The sequence below is a fragment of the Enterococcus sp. AZ095b genome (genome assembly GCF_051714725.1).
GTDB classification, from domain to species: domain Bacteria; phylum Bacillota; class Bacilli; order Lactobacillales; family Enterococcaceae; genus Enterococcus_B; species Enterococcus_B pernyi.
The window spans coordinates 1,343,516-1,360,309 of sequence record NZ_JBIOSL010000001.1 but is presented as its reverse complement, the minus strand read 5'-3'; the positions used below and the strand labels follow the sequence as shown (position 1 = coordinate 1,360,309).

Sequence of the window (16,794 nt, the reverse complement as noted above, 5' to 3'; positions counted from 1 at the left end):
CGACTTTTAGTTTTTTTTACTAAAACTTGCTATTTCGGTCGTGGAGGCCTTTTTTCTTCTGGATTTCTTTCAATTTATCTGGTGTGACATCATTTCCATCGGGATCAACCACTTTCATCCCTTCAATATGATGTCTCATGCCAGAACGAAAGGCTGTCAGATATGCTTCTCGTAATTCCTTTTGCTCTTTGACTTCAGCTGGTGTCAATCCTTCTGCTTTTTTCTTTTTAGCTAACTGATTGATACGTTCGATTTTTTCAGGCGATAACACAACTATTCCTCCTCGCTTTTGCTTCTCCTACATCTTATATAAAAAACGAAAAAAAAACAACTACATCAATAGTCTTTAATGCGAACATTTGTTTGAAATCATGTATTTTCTATGGTACTATTTAGTTATCAAGTGAAAGAAGGTGTACCTTGTGGCCCGACAAACTGAAACAAGACAAATCGAAGTCTTACGATATATTCACGAACAAGTGACCCAAAAAGGCTATCCACCGACTGTCCGTGAGATCGGAGAAGCTGTTCAGCTTTCTTCCACATCGACAGTCCATGGTCATCTTGCCCGATTAGAGAAAAAAGGCTTTATTCAAAGAGACCCTACGAAACCACGTGCAATCGAATTGACGCAACAAGGATTATCAAAAATTGGGATTCGCCCAACGACGATCCCTGTTCTCGGCGTTGTTACTGCCGGAGAGCCGATACTAGCTGTCGAGGAAGCTTCTGACTTCTTTCCAGTCCCACCAAACCTTTCCTCAGAAGAAGGCAGTCTGTTCATGTTGACGATCCGAGGAGAAAGTATGATCAATGCTGGGATATTGGATGGCGATAATGTCATTGTCCGTAAACAAGAAACTGCACAAAATGGTGATATCGTGATTGCGATGACTGCAGAAGACGAAGCAACTTGCAAACGGTTCTATAAAGAAAGAGATCATTTCCGTTTGCAACCCGAGAATGATTTACTGGAACCGATCATTTTAGATGAGGTGTCGATCTTAGGTCGTGTCGTTGGTCTGTACCGTAGTCATATTTATTGATAAAAAAGAAAATTCAGTTATTTATTTACGAGCTTGAGATCATGATCTCAAGCTCGTCTTTTCCTCTTTTAGTAGATATCTTTGTTCTTTTTGAACTTCCCTCTTTACAAACCGAACAAAAGTTCGTATACTAATGATACGAACTTTTGTTCGCATTTTATAAAGAGGTGAAAATCATGAAATCAATGAGACGTTTTGGTTTAGTATTGATCGTTTTGTTTTTAGGTATTATTATTGGTAATTTTGGTCTACGTACAGCGCTGTTGGTTTTTGTTCCTTTGTTTACATTGTGGTTTATGTTGTGGGATGAAAAAAAATACCGTCAATCACAACGTCGTCAATCCCATGAAGACTCCTTCTATCACGAAACCTATTACAGCTCCAGGCACTCGTAAAAGTAAATAAGATCGCTTCTATGAAAAATCCGTCCAAGCAAACGATGATCGCTCGTTTGCTTTTTTTAACGACAAACTGACTACCTACTCCTTGCACACATTTGTTCCATCAATAAATTGAGGCTACTCATCCAACGAAAATCCCCTTCCGCAAACGATTCATCCGTTTGTGGAAGGGGGTTTTCTGTTCAATATTTTATTTGATTAATACTCCATCAAAGTAATCATGTCGTAGCCTTCGATTTTGTCACGACCATGCAGATCCATCAACTCGATCAAAAAGGCACAACCCACAACAACTCCGCCAAGTTCTTCGATCAATTCGATCGTTGCTTTGATCGTTCCACCTGTTGCTAATAAGTCATCACAGATCAAGACTCTTTGTCCTGGTTGAATTGCATCTTTGTGCAACGTCAAGGTATCTGTACCGTATTCAAGCCCGTAAGTGACTTCGATCGTTTCGCGAGGTAATTTTCCTTTTTTACGCACAGGAGCAAAGCCCACGCCTAATTCGTAAGCCACTGGACACCCTACGATAAATCCACGTGCTTCTGGTCCAACGACCATATCGATACGTTTTTCTTTCGCATAATCAACGATTTGCTTCGTTGCTTCACGATAAGCATCTCCATCAGCCATCAATGGCGAGATATCTCTAAATATAATTCCTTTGGACGGATAGTCAGGAATACTGGCAATATAATTTTTTAAATCCACTTTATTGTTTCCTCCTAGGTTGTTAACCATTTTTTTATTGTGGGAATGTCACTTAATAGTAAGAATTCCTCTGATTTGATTTTTTTCAATCGCTCCTGATAGCGGTCACTTGCAGTCAATAGATGACTCGCCGGATCTGCGACTTTCTCCAAAACACCATTGTTTATTGTAACAAACTTCAACTCAAAAAACACCTGTATCATAAAAATTAATAATTTTTGTGGAATTTTTAAATAGTTGGCCATTGCACCTAATTTATGTCTGATATCGATCCGTTCTTGCGCATGGATCAATTTGAAGAGTCGAGCATATTGTTCTCTTGTTCCTACACCGTTCAAGTATGCTTCATCAACAGAAATACCTAAAAAGTAAACTCGGCTAAAGGACCCAAATGATAAGATCTCTTTCAAGTCGTTCAAATCGGTTGGACAATCGATCACGACTAATGCGTTTGGGTCATTTTCCTGAATCCATGATTGAATCATTTCTTTATCTGTCCAATGAATGATGTGTTTTTGTATCGACTCATTTAGTTCTTTGATCGATGCTTCATCAAACGCTAAATAGAACGGACTTTCGATTTCATTTGCTAATGTTCGGTAACGTTTCGCCCGCCAATCAAATACTTGCAATCCTTCTACTGCAAAGTCAGAAACCATCAGCTGCGGTTTTTTGCGCCCATTCCATTCATTGATCGATAATTGTCCTACAATATCAAGCGAATCATCTACAAATTCATTTTCTTGTGGGCCAAAACCAAACGCGACAGCCTCTAATTCACTATCTTCATCCACTAAAGAAAGCTTCAAGTGCTGTTGGTTCGAACCGATTCGTTTTACATTTTCGACTGCAACCTGTTTGAATAAAAAGTTAGGTACAGGATTATCTGTTCCGAATGGTGCCAGTAATTTCAATGTAGCGATTTGTTCGACCGTTACATCCTTTGGGGAGACGATTTCATCGATCACCAACACAGGACCTTTAGACAAGTCGATTTGCTTTTCTTCTATATAGGCATTCATCCGGTCTTGTAACTCAGGGATATTTTCCGCTGGCATTGTTAATCCGACTGCTGCGTGATGGCCGCCAAAAAATGTAAACAATTCACGCATCTCATTCAGCATATCGAAAAGATTCAACGCTTCGATACTTCGACCTGATCCTTTTGCAACGGACTGGTCTTTGATGCCTAGCACGATTGTTGGTTTGCCTGTTTGATTCATGATTTTTCCTGCAACGATCCCTAGTACCCCTTCATGCCAGCCTGGATGTGCTAATAAATGGATCTGGTTCTCTTCATTGATCATCGCCAATGCTTCTGAGGTGATTTGCTCAACGATCGCTTTACGTTCTTCATTGACCGTTTGTAACTGTTCGGCTAATGTCTGAGCTTGACTTTCGTCGAATGTGGCTAGTAATTCAACCGCTGGATTAGGGTCTCCCATCCGGCCGATGGCATTCAAGCGCGGGGCAATCGAAAAACCGATCATCGTTTCATCCGCTTCATTCGTACGTACACTACTTTTCGCAAACAGTGCCTGTAAGCCTACTCGCTCGGTATGACGAATTGCCTCTAAACCTAACGCCACTAGCGTCCGATTCTCATCAGTCATAGAGACAAGGTCAGCGATTGTGCCAATTGCGACTAAATCTAAAAATTCTGCTGGTGGTTCTTCCAACAAAGCGGTCGCTACTTTAAACGCGACACCGACACCTGCTAATTCTCCAAAAGGATAATTGCCTTGTGGATGGCGGGGATGGATGATTGCATAAGCCGCCGGTAATTCACTAGGCAACTCATGATGATCTGTCACGATCACATCTACTTCCTGCTGTTGTGCATAAGCAATTGCTTCATGCCCAGCTACCCCATTATCGACAGTCACGATCAATTGAGTCCCTGCGGCTATTTTCTCTTGATAAACGGTTAGATTAGGTCCATACCCATGTTCAAATCGATTAGGTAAAAAGACTTCCACTTGGGCACCAAGCAATTCTAACGTTTCTTTCATGACGGTCGCACTGGTGATGCCATCTGCATCATAATCTCCGTAAACTAAGATTTGTTCACCATTGATCACGGCTTCTTGGATACGGCTGATTGCCTTGTCCATATCAAACATCAAATATGGATCATGCAACTTTTGCTCTTTTGGATGTAAAAACCGATGGATACTTTCTTCCTCTCGGTATCCTCTTTGCCATAGCAATTGCCCGATCAGAGGAGACAATCCTTGTTGTTTGATTATTTGGATAAAAGATTCAGAAGGTGTTGTTTCATTGACCTTCCAATCAAAATTTGCTCGTCTCACATACTCACCCCTAACTTAGTCATTATAGCAAACGTCTTCTCTAAAAAAAAGAATTTCAGAAGATTAGATTCTGACATCTCCAACTTAAATAAACCAAAGTAGACAAAACAGATTCGTTTGCCTACTTTGGTTGCCTTTTAGAAATTGAGTAATAAATCCTCTATTTGATTTTTGATACAGTGATTTCTACCACTTTATTCTATTTACTTTCAAAAAAACATCAGCTATCCATGATCAATCAAAGTAATTGACGCTTTGCTTTGGTGTTTGAGAAGGTGATTCAGAAGGTGTTTGCATTTGTTCGATCTGTATTTGCTTTGCTTGTAATTCTGCTTGATAGGCCGCTTCAAGTTCCGCACGTTCATTTCGAAATTGTCTTTGTTGTTCTTCTGTCGCCTCTTCGATTTTCTTTTGGATATCTGCTTGGTTCTCTGCTAATTCTTTTGTTAATTGTTTTAATTGTTTCTTCTGTTGCCATAGTGTCGTAAAGGCTGTTAAAAATACAATCAATGCACCAATCAATGCTGAACCAATGATCACTAGAATCAATGGCGCATTAAAAGAAGCAAATCCAAAGCTTACAGGAACATTTTGATTGTTCAATACAGCGAACACGACAATGACAAGTACAAGTAAAAAACCAACGATCACACTACCTTGCTTTTTCATTTACTTCACCTACTTTTTATTAAAAATTCCACCTGCAAAATAATCCCCAATGGTTGGGAAAAGTGCATAAAATTTAGACGCGATTTCTAGCAATACCGGCTGATTGATCTCACGTTTAGGATGCTTCATCGCTCGCACGATCGTTTGTGCTAATTTAGTTGAATCCAAAACTAAATGACCGACTTTTTCCAAATAACTACCACTTGGATCAGCCTTATCAAAAAATTCCGTTTCGATTGGTCCGGGATTTACCGTAGTGACCGCGACTCCTAGTGGCTTCAACTCTAAACGTAACGCATTTGAAAAGCCCAAAACAGCAAATTTAGTAGCAGAATAGATCGTAGATTTAGCTGTCGCCATTTTTCCTGCCATGGATGCCACATTGATGATATGTCCTTGACGTCTTTCTGCCATATCGATCGCAAATTTTTGTGTCAATACCATCATCCCCAAGACATTGACTTCGAACATATCGTAGGCTTTTCCTAAGTCAAAGGATAAGAAATCCTCAAAGATACCAAATCCAGCATTATTGACTAAGATATCAACACGACCGACCTCAGTCATCACCTTGTCGTACAATTCATCTACGCTGTCAGGATTACTAACATCTAGTTGAAACGCGTATGCTGGTTTTCCACTTAGTTCTTGACAAACCGCCTTCACTTCGCCGATTTGTTGGATTCTTCTCGCACACGTGACAACGATTGCTCCTTGTTTTGCTGCTTCATAACAGATTTGTGCACCTAAACCACCAGAGCCACCAGTGACTAAAACGACTTTATTTTCTAAATTCAACTTTTTTCCTCCTCTTGAAACGGAACATCCACAACCTCAAAATCTTTCATGACTTTTGTATTTGGAAAGATTTCTTGCGCTTCTTGTTCAAGTTCTTGTGTTGCTTTTCCTAGATATCTCGCACTGATATGGGTCAGTAATAATCTTTGGACATTTGCTTCTTTTGCCACTTCTGCGGCTTGATGAGTCGTTGAATGGAAATAATTATGGGCCATTCTCGCCTCGTTTTTATTAAACGTACTTTCATGCACCAAGACATCTGCGTTTTTTGCTAATATAACAGAATTGGTCGTTTTTCGAGTATCTCCTAAAATGGTCACGATTCGTCCTTTTTTATCTGGACCGACAAAATCGTGTCCATTGATGAGCTGGCCATTGTCTAATTGGACCGTCTCCCCTTTTTTTAGTTTTCCATAGATGGGACCAGCTGGAATATTCAGTTCTTTAAGCTTATCCACTTGTAATTCGCCTTTGTGATCATGCTCAACGATCCGATATCCGTAGCTATCGATGCCATGGCTTAATTTTTTTGCATACACAGAAAAGTGTGCGTCTTCAAAAATAGCTTGATCTTCTGATAAATCAATAAAAACAAGGGGATAGCCTAGTTTGGTTTGAGAAATCGTCAGCGCATTGCGTACAAATGCTTCCGTTCCTTTAGGGCCATAGATTTCTAATGGTGTTTCGCCACCCTGAAAAGAGCGACTACTGATTAAACCTGGCAAACCAAAAATATGATCCCCATGGAGATGAGTGATAAATATTTTTTCTATTTTTCTTGGACGGATATTTGTTCGTAGAATCTGCATTTGCGTGCCTTCCCCACAATCAAACAACCAAATCTCATTTCGCTCGTCCAAAAGTTTCAATGCGATACTTGAGACATTTCGATGTTTAGCAGGAACCCCTGCGCCTGTACCTAAAAATTCTAGTTCCATAATTTACCTAACTTTCTATTCATTCTTATTAATTCTAGGGTAAAATCAGCCGACAATCAACTGAAATTCGCAGGATAATTTTTAGAAGACTGTCCCTATAAATGAAAAGAGTGAATAAGTACCACTATTCTTACATCCATTCTTTTTATCGTTATTCAGAAGGCGTAGTATCCTCTGAGCTATCGGTTGGCTTTTTGTGCTTTTCATCCCAATTTTTCTGCGCTGTTTCTTTTGCATGTTTTTCTACCTCAGTTGCATCATGAACGTCTTGTTCTACTTCTTCATAATCCAATCGAGTGATTTCTCCACCTAATTCCATCATCACAAGTTGGTTCAATGGTCGGTTGTCCTCTTCTTCTGCGATCAAGATCAGACCTGTTGCGCCTTCGCCGATCTTATTTCCAACAAAATCAAACACCGTTTGTGCATCTTTGATTTCCTTGGCATCTTGGCTCGCACCGATCATTCCGCCCGCAAACCATCCTAGCAAGATCCCTAATGGGCCACCTAAAACGCCAACTAGCATTCCGATCAGACCACCTTTAGAGGATTTATTGTTCCCAGTAAAATCTAAGAAGTCTTCGATTTTGAATTGATGGGCGCCATTAGACTGATGGCTGATGACCGCCATTTGTTCGCCTTTGATCGCTCTCGTCATGTGAAGCTTCTTGATTTCGGAAAATGCTTGGTAAGCTTGACTTTCTAACTCAAAATTCAATATGATCACTCGTTTGCTCATGGAGATCGCCTCTTTCTCATTTTCTTTTAGTGTACCTTGGAATAAACAAAAATAAAAGGGAAAACCTTTAAAAAATAACGCAGTATACAAAAAAAGGAGTTTGACATTCGTCAACTCCTCAAATCCGATAAAGGTTCTACGAAAGCCTGCTCCTAAGAGAGTAAGTCAAAACCCAAAAAAATGAACGATCATTTTCTCAAATTTTGCCTTACTACTTGGAACTGAACGGCTATCTAGTCACTTAAATATGTGGTGTATCTAATATTATTCGACAAATTCAAACTCAAACTCACCAATACGCACCAAGTCACCATCTTTTGCACCTCTGGCACGCAAGGCTTCATCGACACCCATCCCACGTAATTGGCGAGCAAAACGCATCACCGTTTCATCGTGGTCAAAGTTAGTCATTTGGAACAACTTCTCGATTTTCTCACCTGACAATACCCATGTCGCATCTGGTTCACGATCAATCGTAAATTCAGGACCTTCTGGATTGAAGCCATAATGAACGGTTTCTTCTTCGATCTCTTCCTCGTATAATGGGAATTCTGGTGTTACTTCCAACAGATCAGCTGTCGCATTCAGTAAGGCATCCAGTCCTTTACGAGTCACACCAGAGATTGGGAATACTGGGATGTCATCGGCAAATTCATCTTCTTTGTTTTTATTTAGTTGTTCTTTGAATTTCACTAGATTTTCTTCTGCATCCGGCATATCCATCTTATTTGCTACAATGATCTGTGGACGCTCTAACAAGCGCAAGTTATGAGAAGACAACTCATGGTTGATCGCCAAGTAATCTTCGTAAGGATCGCGCCCTTCCATTCCACTCATATCGATCACATGCAAAATGACACGAGTACGTTCGATATGACGCAAAAATTGTGTGCCTAATCCGACGCCTTGTGAAGCTCCTTCGATTAGTCCTGGAAGATCCGCCGCCGCAAAACTACGTCCGTCACTTGTAGTGACCATCCCTAGATTTGGTACAAGGGTAGTAAAGTGATACGCCCCGATTTTTGGTCTTGCCGAAGAGATCACAGAAAGCAAGGTCGATTTCCCAACCGAAGGAAAACCTACGAGACCTACGTCTGCTAGTACTTTTAATTCTAATTCGATTTTACGTTCTTGGCCGGGTTCGCCGTTTTCAGCAATTTCCGGCGCAGGGTTTCTTGGAGAAGCAAAACGGATATTTCCGCGACCGCCGCGGCCACCTTTTGCTACTACTAAAGTCTGACCATCTTTGATCAAATCTCCTAAGAGTGCCCCTGTTTCTGCATCACGTACAGTTGTTCCTTGAGGGACTTTGACATACGTATCATCAGAACCACGTCCATGCATCCCTTTACTCATGCCATTTTCACCGGGCTGAGCCTTAAAGTGACGGTTGAAACGGAAGTCCATCAACGTGCGTAAGCCTTCATCAACGACTAAGATCACATCGCCTCCTTGACCGCCATCACCACCAGCCGGTCCTCCATCAGGTACATATTTTTCTCTACGAAACGCAACCATCCCGTCTCCGCCTTTACCAGCCTTCACGTCGATTGTTACTTGATCTAAAAACATGGACATATTATCGTCCTCCTATTTCCTTTTATCTATTCTAACTATACTGACTACCTGAATTTCCACAATAAACACAAGTCCTGTCTATTTTATCGGTGAATGGCCCGTTTGTCCATCATTAAACTGAAAGTTTCACGGAAATACCTGACTCTTTCTTTATTTTACTGCAAGAACGAATGGAGACAAAATAAAACGTTGTGACCAAAAGTTTCAAGAAAGTTCTTAAAGTTCTTTAAGAAACACTTTGGTCACAACAGTTATTTTACATATTTTTCTAGGAAACTACTTACAGTCTTTTGATAATTCTCAGGATCGATCGAATATGCTTTGGCATGCTCTGCTCCTGGGACGATATATTTTTCTTTTGGTCCGTTCGTCGCTTGGTAGACTTTGTCCAACATTTCGTAAGGAACAAATGTATCCGCATCCCCATGGATAAACAGCATCGGTAATTGGTTTTTTTCTAATTGTTTGATCGCATCAGCTTCCCCAAAGAAATAGCCGGCTCTGATTTTTGTCATCAAGCTGGTTACTTGGATCAGTGGGAACGGCGGTAAGCTAAATAATTCATTGAGCTGATAAGCCAATTCTTCGTTAACAGAGGAATAACCGCAATCTTCGATGATCGCTTTAACATTTGTAGGCAGTGATTCTCCGCTAGTCATCATCACCGTCGCTGCCCCCATACTAATACCGTATAGAACGATTTCTTCCGATTGACCGTTTGTTTCAAGCACTTGATCGATCCATTTCACATAATCTTTCCGTTCGTGCCAGCCAAAGCCGATATAATCCCCTTCACTTTTTCCGTGTCCACGCGCATCAGGTACTAATACGTTATAGCCAAGATCATGGAACATCTTTGCGTAATTTGCCATCGTTTCTGCATTGCCCATATATCCATGAGCCACAATCGCCGTCTTATGACTGTCTGTTGCTGGTAGATAAATGGCTGATAGCTTCAACCCATCCGTAGATATCTGTTGCCACTCTTTACGATTGTCAGGATTTGCAAACCAAGATTGTGCACTCGATTCTTCATTTGTTTTTGTTGTGCCAGGAGTATCGCCTTCTAAAAAGTCTTTTTCTGAAGGAACAACGGCATAGTTATAAAAATAATTACCCGCAAAGACTAATACGACTGTCACGAGTAATGTCACGCCGATTAAAATTTTGATCCAAAGTTTCATCTTATACCTTCCTTGCTTTTACATTGATGTACTGTCTAAAATTAGTATAAACAAAGAGGACGTGTGATGCAATCTAGAATAAATAATAATCGTCATTGAAAGACCCGTAAAGCGATCAAAGCTTTACGGGTCCTTTCAATATTTAATTGTATAATTATTTACTTTCAATCAACTTGAAGTTTGACCATGGTTTCAAGAAATCAAGTAAGAATAACTCATCGTCTGAGATACGTCCGACGACATTCACTCGCCCATCATTTTTCATTTCCTTTAAAGCAATTTGTGTTTCGCCTTTATATTGACCATAACCAACGTTATCGATCAATACATCCCCACGGGTCATATCTTTCGTATTATGCGCTGGGAATGGTTTATCTTTGTAATAGATGCGTGTCATCGTGGAACGCAAGATATACTCTGAGCGATCTCCACGATAACTATGAAGGTTGTCGAATAGACAAATACGTTCGTCTTCTGTGATATCGTCTGCTACATCCACTTTTAATGTAGGATAACTTGCAAAGAAGGCTTCAGACATTGCGCGTAATTCCTCTTCACTCGCATAAGCATTTCCTACTGAGATATCATCGATCAAACCTGTCAACATCAAGTGTTTGACTTGCGTCGCGATTTCAAGATCACGATGGTCTTCTAGTGAACAAAGTCCGTCTTGTGTCGGCCATGGGCCAAAGTCGGCTGTTTGTGAATTTACGAATGCCATCGTATTCAAATTATATTTGCGGAATTTCTCCGAACAAGCGACAAAATGATCATATCCTAAACCAGAATAACGATGAGGGTAAAAGTTATGTGAACCTAGTAAGTTATCTGTGTTCGGCGAATAGCTCATGATATTGTCAACATAATTCGTGCCTGAACTCATGTTGATCTCAATTTTGATATTGTATGGATTGCGAGTCATTTTTGCTTCTTCAGCTCCAGTAAATCCAATATCAAGACGAATGCCGTCAGCGCCCATCTCATCAAAGAACGATAGATCATCATAAGAGATCTCTAACTGTTCAAATAAAGCTGGATTGATATCCACCATGACTTCCATCTCTAATTGATTGGCATAATCGACTACCTTTTTAAAGTCTGCTAAGACTTTTTCTTTATCGTCTGCAATTTGTAATAAACTTGTGAATACACGTTTAAATCCGTATTTATGTGCTAAATCTAAATATTCTTTGTCCTTTTCAAACGTTGAACGTTCTGGATAAATTGAAATTCCTAATTTTCCCATGTGTTGATACCCTCCTGGATGTGCGTTTTTGTATCCACTTACATTATAACAAACCGCTTTCAAATGGTCTACACCTTTTGCTATTTATTAAATAATTTCGCTTATTGTTCGAAAAAGTGTAGGTATTTATCTGATAATTTGCTATCATTAAAGATAACAACGAACTAAAAAAGAAAGGAATTACTTATGAAACACAAAAAATTATTTTTAACTATGAGTATGGCTGCAACGCTATTATTTGCAGCTGGTTGTACGTCGAACGGTTCAGATACCGCGTCTTCAAGTACAAAAGAATCTACAGAAAAAACAACAGAGACTAGCACTGTAGAAAGCATCGATTTAAATTCTTTAGAGTTACCTCAATTGAATACAGAAGTCGCTGATAACGACGATCTAGTTGAAATGGTCACAACTAAAGGAACGATCAAGATCAAACTATTCCCAGAGCTTGCACCAAAAGCTGTGGAGAACTTTATGACTCATGCTAAAGATGGCTATTACGATGGCGTCACTTTCCATCGTGTCATCCAAGACTTTATGATCCAAGGTGGCGATCCTGAAGGGAACGGAACTGGCGGAGAAAGTATTTGGGGAGAAGGTTTCGAAACGGAGATCTCAAACCAACTGTATAACATCCGCGGCGCCCTTTCAATGGCTCGTACACAAGACCCGAATAGTAATGGCAGCCAATTCTTCATCGTACAAAACTCTGATGACATGCATGATGGTTTATTGAAAGATGATTACCCACAAGCTATCATTGACGCTTATAAAAATGGCGGCTACCCTAGCTTAGATGGTGAATACACTGTCTTTGGTCAAGTCGTTGAAGGTATGGACGTCGTTGATGCGATCGCTGCTGTCGAAACAGATAGCTCAGATAAGCCAAAAGAAGATGTGAAGATCGAAAAAATCAACATCTTACAGGAAGCAAAATAAACACACATTTGATCACTTTGAGGTCGTGACAGAAGTGTTCAGCCTCGAGAAATAAGGCGCCATCCACGAAAATTGTTTTTCAAATTTTTGTGGATGGCGCCTTATTTTTCGAAGAGGTTACTTTTGTTCCCGCCGTTTATTCGGTTATAGGTGGGTGAGATGAACGAATGTCCCACTCCCTTTTTTACTAAAAAAACTTTTGATGGCTGGGACTTTACAACTATTTTTTATATTTTCGCTAAAAAATAATTTTTTTATTTTCATCTTTAGTAAAACTTAACATTTTCAAAACAGTCTTAAATAGACAAAAAAAGATCATCTAAGAATAGAAAACTATTCAGAAGATGATTCTTTTTTGCGGAAAGCTACTTTCCACTCCCCTATTGCCATATCTATTGATATTTTTAGAACCTCTCTATGGGTTCCTAAAGTTTATTTTTATCTTTATGCTTGCTCATTGACGATAAATGTAAATTCACATTCACACACTTTTTTATCGTCAACAAAAGCTTCAGAAATCGCAGTCCCTACAGGTCCTTTCATTTTGATGATCTCAAAATGACACTTCATCACATCCCCAGGAACGACTTTTTGACGGAATTTTGCTTTGTTGATCCCACCGATATACGCACGTTTCCCTAGGAACTCTTCTGATTTTAAAATCAAGATCGAACCTGCTTGTGCAAGGGTTTCTAGGATCAACGCTCCGGGCATGACAGGATTGTCAGGGAAATGACCTTGGAAAAAATCTTCATTGATCGTTACATTTTTTGTTGCAATGATCTTCTTTCCTGAATCGATCGAATCCACGTAATCGATGTAACAAATTGGGTAACGGTTTGGAATAAGATCCATTACTTCCGTTGCTGATAATGCGTATGACATAGTTTACTCCTTCTTTCGGGCAATTGCCGTAATTAATACTTTGATTATCAAAGTATCATATTCTTGATTATTTGGCAATCATTTTTTATTCATCAAAAAAATAGTTTGACAATCAAAGCATTTTACTGAATAATAAGAAATCAAGAAGTTATTTTTTTGCACTTATATTATCGTCAAACAAAACTTTTATTGAATCAAAGGAGTGTCTATATGTCTTTTTTAGAAGGAAAAAAAATCGTGATCATGGGTGTTGCGAATAAACGCAGTATTGCTTGGGGTTGTGCAGAAGCAATGATGCAACAAGGCGCTGAGATCATCTATACGTACCAAAATGAACGTATGAAAAAATCGCTAGTCAAATTAGTCGGTGAAGATGCCTTCACTGTAGAGTGTGATGTTGCTAGCGATGAGAGCATCGAAAAAGCGATGGATACGATTGGTGAATATGCCGGTGAAATCCATGGTTTGGTCCATGCTGTTGCTTATGCCAACAAAGAAGAGCTTTCAGGTAACGTTTCTGATATTTCAAGAGAGGGTTATCAATTAGCACAAGACATCAGCAGCTATTCATTGATCGCTGTATCGAAGTATGCCCAAAAATACTTAGCTCCCAACAGCGGCATCGTAAGTATGTCTTATCTTGGTTCACAACGAGCGATCCCTAATTATAATATGATGGGAATCGCAAAAGCTTCACTAGAAGCTGCCATTCGCTACTTAGCCGCTGAATTCTCACCTAAAGGAATCCGTGTCAATGGGATCTCTGCTGGTGCGATCAAAACGTTAGCAGTTACTGGTGTGAAGGATTACCAAAAATTGATCGAGTTATCCGAATCACGCACCCCCGATCAACAAGGTGTGACGATCGAAGAAGTCGGAAATACTTGTGCTTTCTTGATCAGCCCCCTATCTAGCGGGATCATCGGTGATATCATTTACGTAGATAAAGGTGTTCACTTATCTTGATCCAATAAAAAATCAGCCCTCCAATGTGAGAGCTGATTTTTTTGTAGTTATTTTTAAAGCCAGTCATTATTCGACGACTTCGATCCAACCTTCTGGTGCTTCGATATCCCCAAACTGGATACCCGTCAATTCATCATATAAACGCTTAGTTACTGGTCCTACTTCTGTCTCACTGTAAAAGACATGTAAATCATTTTTATAGTAGATTCCACCAATCGGTGAAATCACCGCTGCGGTTCCACACGCACCTGCTTCTGCAAATTGATCAAGTTGATCGATGTAGATGTCTCCCTCAACTGCTTTAAGCCCCAAACGTTCTTCCGCAATCTGCAACAAGGAATACTTCGTAATACTTGGTAAAATCGAAGGCGATTGCGGTGTGATGAACTGGTTGTCTTTAGTGATACCAAAGAAATTCGCCGCGCCGACTTCTTCAATTTTTGTGTGCGTCGCTGGATCTAGGTAAACGCAATCTGAATAATTTAATTCTTTCGCTTCAGTCCCCGGTAATAGACTTGCTGCGTAGTTACCTCCTACTTTGGCAGCTCCTGTTCCATTAGGTGCCGCTCGGTCATAGTCAGAAACGATAAAGTTCGTTGGTTTCAATCCACCTTTGAAATAGGCTCCTACAGGCGTACAGAAAACAACAAACAAATACTCAGGCGCTGGATGAACACCAATGTTTTCTCCAACCCCGATCAGGAAAGGCCGTAAATACAACGTTGCTCCTGAACCATAAGGTGGAACAAAGGCTTCATTTGCTTTTACGACTTCTTTCACTGCATCAACAAACATTTTTTCTGGAACCATGGGCATCAATAAACGTCTGGCACTCTGGTTCAAGCGACGACTGTTTTGCTCTGGACGGAATAAATTGACCTTTCCATCTTTTCTGCGATAAGCCTTTAATCCTTCAAAGCACTGTTGGCCATAGTGAAGTGCGGGCGATCCTTCATGAAGTGACAGATAATTATCCTCGGTCAATTCGCCTTTTTCCCACTCTCCATCTTTCCATTTGGCAACGTAGCGCCAAGGTGTTTTGATGTAAGAAAATCCTAAGTTATCCCAATCTATTTGCATGTTCATACCACCAATCGTCAGTTTTGAAATATTTTAGCACTATCTCTCCCATTTGTCATCGTTTATTTTAACCACTTGTTATTGCAAGTGTGATTGGTAGCTTATCTAATGATTTATTTTGATTTTTATGCTGTTCTTGTTACAATACAAAAGAGACTAATTAGAAAAGGGGATTTTATGTTTTCATTCATTGCAACAGCAGAAACAACAAGCTCAACTGGAGAAAATTTGACTGATCAAGCGGTTAGTCAACTCAATGCGTTCCAACGTTTTTGGAATAATATTGATTGGGATGGGATTTTTTCTACAATGATCCAAAAAGGATTATTCCTTATTTTTTTGATTATTCTTTTTGGCCTCATTAATCGAATCGGTAAATACTTGATCGACAAATCTTTTAAACAATATTCAAAAAAAACCGTTCTTAACGGTAGCCGCTTAAAAACGTTACAAAGTCTTTTAAATACCATTTTCAATTATACGATTGGCTTTTTCTTTATTTATGCCATCCTATCCGTGATCGGTGTGCCGATTGGTTCACTATTAGCCGGAGCAGGGATTGCCGGAGTAGCCATCGGTTTAGGCGCACAAGGCTTTATGAGTGATGTAATCACTGGCTTCTTTATTATCATGGAACAACAAATGGACGTTGGCGACTATGTCAAATTAACGAATCTTACGATCGAAGGAACCGTGGTATCCGTTGGTATCCGGACACTGCAACTCAAAGGTGTTGACGGTACCGTCCACTTCATTCCAAACCGTAGTATCACAACGATCAGTAACCTTTCTCGTTCCAATATGCAAGTCGTTCTTGATATTCGGATCGTTCCGGAAGAAGGCTATGATAAGATCTATGAGATCATTCAAAAAGTTAATGAAACGTTAGCTGTAAAATACGAAGAAGAATTACAAACTGAGCCATCGATCTTTGGATTGGTCGATATCGGCAACAGTAACTTTGCGATTCGGACAATTTGTTACGTTTTAAATGGTAAACAGTTCGAATTGAAAGAAGAATTTTTGAGTTCATATGTCAAAGAACTGACAGCTGCCGGTTACAGCATCCCAAATACACCGATCGTGTTGAAATAGTTTATGTAGTGTCTACGCTGGGAGTGGGACATTAGCCCTCTCCTACCATCTAAAACCGAATGAACAGAAGTGTTTAGGTTTGACCTCTTTTTTTAATCATTAGAAAAATGTCTAAAATGACTAAATTATTTGATTCTCAGGACAAACTTTATTCCCACTCGTGCCATTCCTTAATACTTCAAATGAAGCGACGTCCAGAAGTTAGAA

At 39.8% G+C, this 16,794-nt stretch carries 17 protein-coding genes; 5 read left to right on the top strand and 12 right to left on the bottom strand.

What is annotated here, in order from left to right; translation table 11 throughout:
- Positions 1-19 precede the first annotated feature (19 nt).
- Positions 20-271: a DUF896 family protein gene (locus tag IGJ99_RS06545; protein ID WP_010735570.1), complete on the bottom strand. Its 252-nt coding sequence runs from the start codon at positions 269-271 to the stop codon at positions 20-22.
- 151 nt (positions 272-422) lie between these two features.
- Here IGJ99_RS06545 and lexA point away from each other — a divergent pair, with 151 nt between their 5' ends.
- Both lexA and IGJ99_RS06535 read left to right on the top strand, forming a co-directional pair.
- Positions 423-1,046 carry a transcriptional repressor LexA gene (lexA, locus tag IGJ99_RS06540; RefSeq protein WP_010735571.1) on the top strand — a complete coding sequence of 208 codons (624 nt, stop codon included), beginning with the start codon at positions 423-425 and terminating at the stop codon, positions 1,044-1,046.
- Positions 1,047-1,222: 176 nt separating this feature from the next.
- Positions 1,223-1,441: a hypothetical protein gene (locus tag IGJ99_RS06535; protein ID WP_023519576.1), complete on the top strand. Its 219-nt coding sequence runs from the start codon at positions 1,223-1,225 to the stop codon at positions 1,439-1,441.
- Between the two features lie 204 nt (positions 1,442-1,645).
- Here the strand turns inward: IGJ99_RS06535 and IGJ99_RS06530 are convergent, their stop codons facing one another.
- The 9 genes from IGJ99_RS06530 to IGJ99_RS06490 form a co-directional block, all read right to left on the bottom strand.
- Positions 1,646-2,158, bottom strand: coding sequence for an adenine phosphoribosyltransferase (locus tag IGJ99_RS06530; RefSeq protein WP_010735573.1), 513 nt, complete (start codon positions 2,156-2,158; stop codon positions 1,646-1,648).
- Positions 2,159-2,172: 14 nt separating this feature from the next.
- Complete coding sequence (recJ, locus tag IGJ99_RS06525) at positions 2,173-4,470, bottom strand: single-stranded-DNA-specific exonuclease RecJ (RefSeq protein WP_438770690.1); 2,298 nt, start codon at positions 4,468-4,470, stop codon at positions 2,173-2,175.
- Between the two features lie 234 nt (positions 4,471-4,704).
- Entirely contained in the window at positions 4,705-5,139 is a 435-nt protein-coding gene (locus tag IGJ99_RS06520) for a LapA family protein (RefSeq protein ID WP_023519574.1), read from the bottom strand.
- Between the two features lie 9 nt (positions 5,140-5,148).
- Entirely contained in the window at positions 5,149-5,937 is a 789-nt protein-coding gene (locus tag IGJ99_RS06515; RefSeq protein WP_029594283.1) for an SDR family NAD(P)-dependent oxidoreductase, read from the bottom strand.
- Entirely contained in the window at positions 5,934-6,875 is a 942-nt protein-coding gene (gene rnz / locus IGJ99_RS06510; RefSeq protein WP_409173901.1) for a ribonuclease Z, read from the bottom strand. Before rnz ends, IGJ99_RS06515 begins: the two co-directional genes overlap by 4 nt.
- 151 nt (positions 6,876-7,026) lie before the next feature.
- A complete protein-coding gene (locus IGJ99_RS06505) occupies positions 7,027-7,614 on the bottom strand; it encodes a hypothetical protein (protein WP_023519572.1) in 588 nt (195 codons plus the stop codon).
- Positions 7,615-7,878: 264 nt separating this feature from the next.
- Complete coding sequence (gene obgE / locus IGJ99_RS06500; protein WP_438770689.1) at positions 7,879-9,192, bottom strand: GTPase ObgE; 1,314 nt, start codon at positions 9,190-9,192, stop codon at positions 7,879-7,881.
- A 251-nt stretch (positions 9,193-9,443) separates the two neighbouring features.
- Positions 9,444-10,376 carry an alpha/beta hydrolase gene (locus IGJ99_RS06495; protein WP_010735580.1) on the bottom strand — a complete coding sequence of 311 codons (933 nt, stop codon included), beginning with the start codon at positions 10,374-10,376 and terminating at the stop codon, positions 9,444-9,446.
- A gap of 154 nt (positions 10,377-10,530) precedes the next feature.
- Complete coding sequence (locus IGJ99_RS06490; protein ID WP_019723746.1) at positions 10,531-11,622, bottom strand: DUF871 domain-containing protein; 1,092 nt, start codon at positions 11,620-11,622, stop codon at positions 10,531-10,533.
- A gap of 186 nt (positions 11,623-11,808) precedes the next feature.
- On the opposite strand from IGJ99_RS06490, the gene IGJ99_RS06485 reads away from it, so the two are divergent.
- Positions 11,809-12,561, top strand: coding sequence for a peptidylprolyl isomerase (locus IGJ99_RS06485; protein WP_438770688.1), 753 nt, complete (start codon positions 11,809-11,811; stop codon positions 12,559-12,561).
- 444 nt (positions 12,562-13,005) lie between these two features.
- Here the strand turns inward: IGJ99_RS06485 and fabZ are convergent, their stop codons facing one another.
- A complete protein-coding gene (gene fabZ / locus IGJ99_RS06480; RefSeq protein WP_010735583.1) occupies positions 13,006-13,446 on the bottom strand; it encodes a 3-hydroxyacyl-ACP dehydratase FabZ in 441 nt (146 codons plus the stop codon).
- Between the two features lie 210 nt (positions 13,447-13,656).
- Between fabZ and fabI the strand changes: the two genes are divergently transcribed.
- Entirely contained in the window at positions 13,657-14,412 is a 756-nt protein-coding gene (fabI, locus tag IGJ99_RS06475; RefSeq protein WP_023519569.1) for an enoyl-ACP reductase FabI, read from the top strand.
- A 66-nt stretch (positions 14,413-14,478) separates the two neighbouring features.
- On the opposite strand, the gene IGJ99_RS06470 is transcribed toward fabI, so the two are convergent.
- Complete coding sequence (locus IGJ99_RS06470; protein ID WP_137072360.1) at positions 14,479-15,492, bottom strand: branched-chain amino acid aminotransferase; 1,014 nt, start codon at positions 15,490-15,492, stop codon at positions 14,479-14,481.
- 177 nt (positions 15,493-15,669) lie between these two features.
- On the opposite strand from IGJ99_RS06470, the gene IGJ99_RS06465 reads away from it, so the two are divergent.
- Complete coding sequence (locus IGJ99_RS06465) at positions 15,670-16,587, top strand: mechanosensitive ion channel family protein (protein ID WP_010735586.1); 918 nt, start codon at positions 15,670-15,672, stop codon at positions 16,585-16,587.
- Positions 16,588-16,794: the final 207 nt, after the last annotated feature.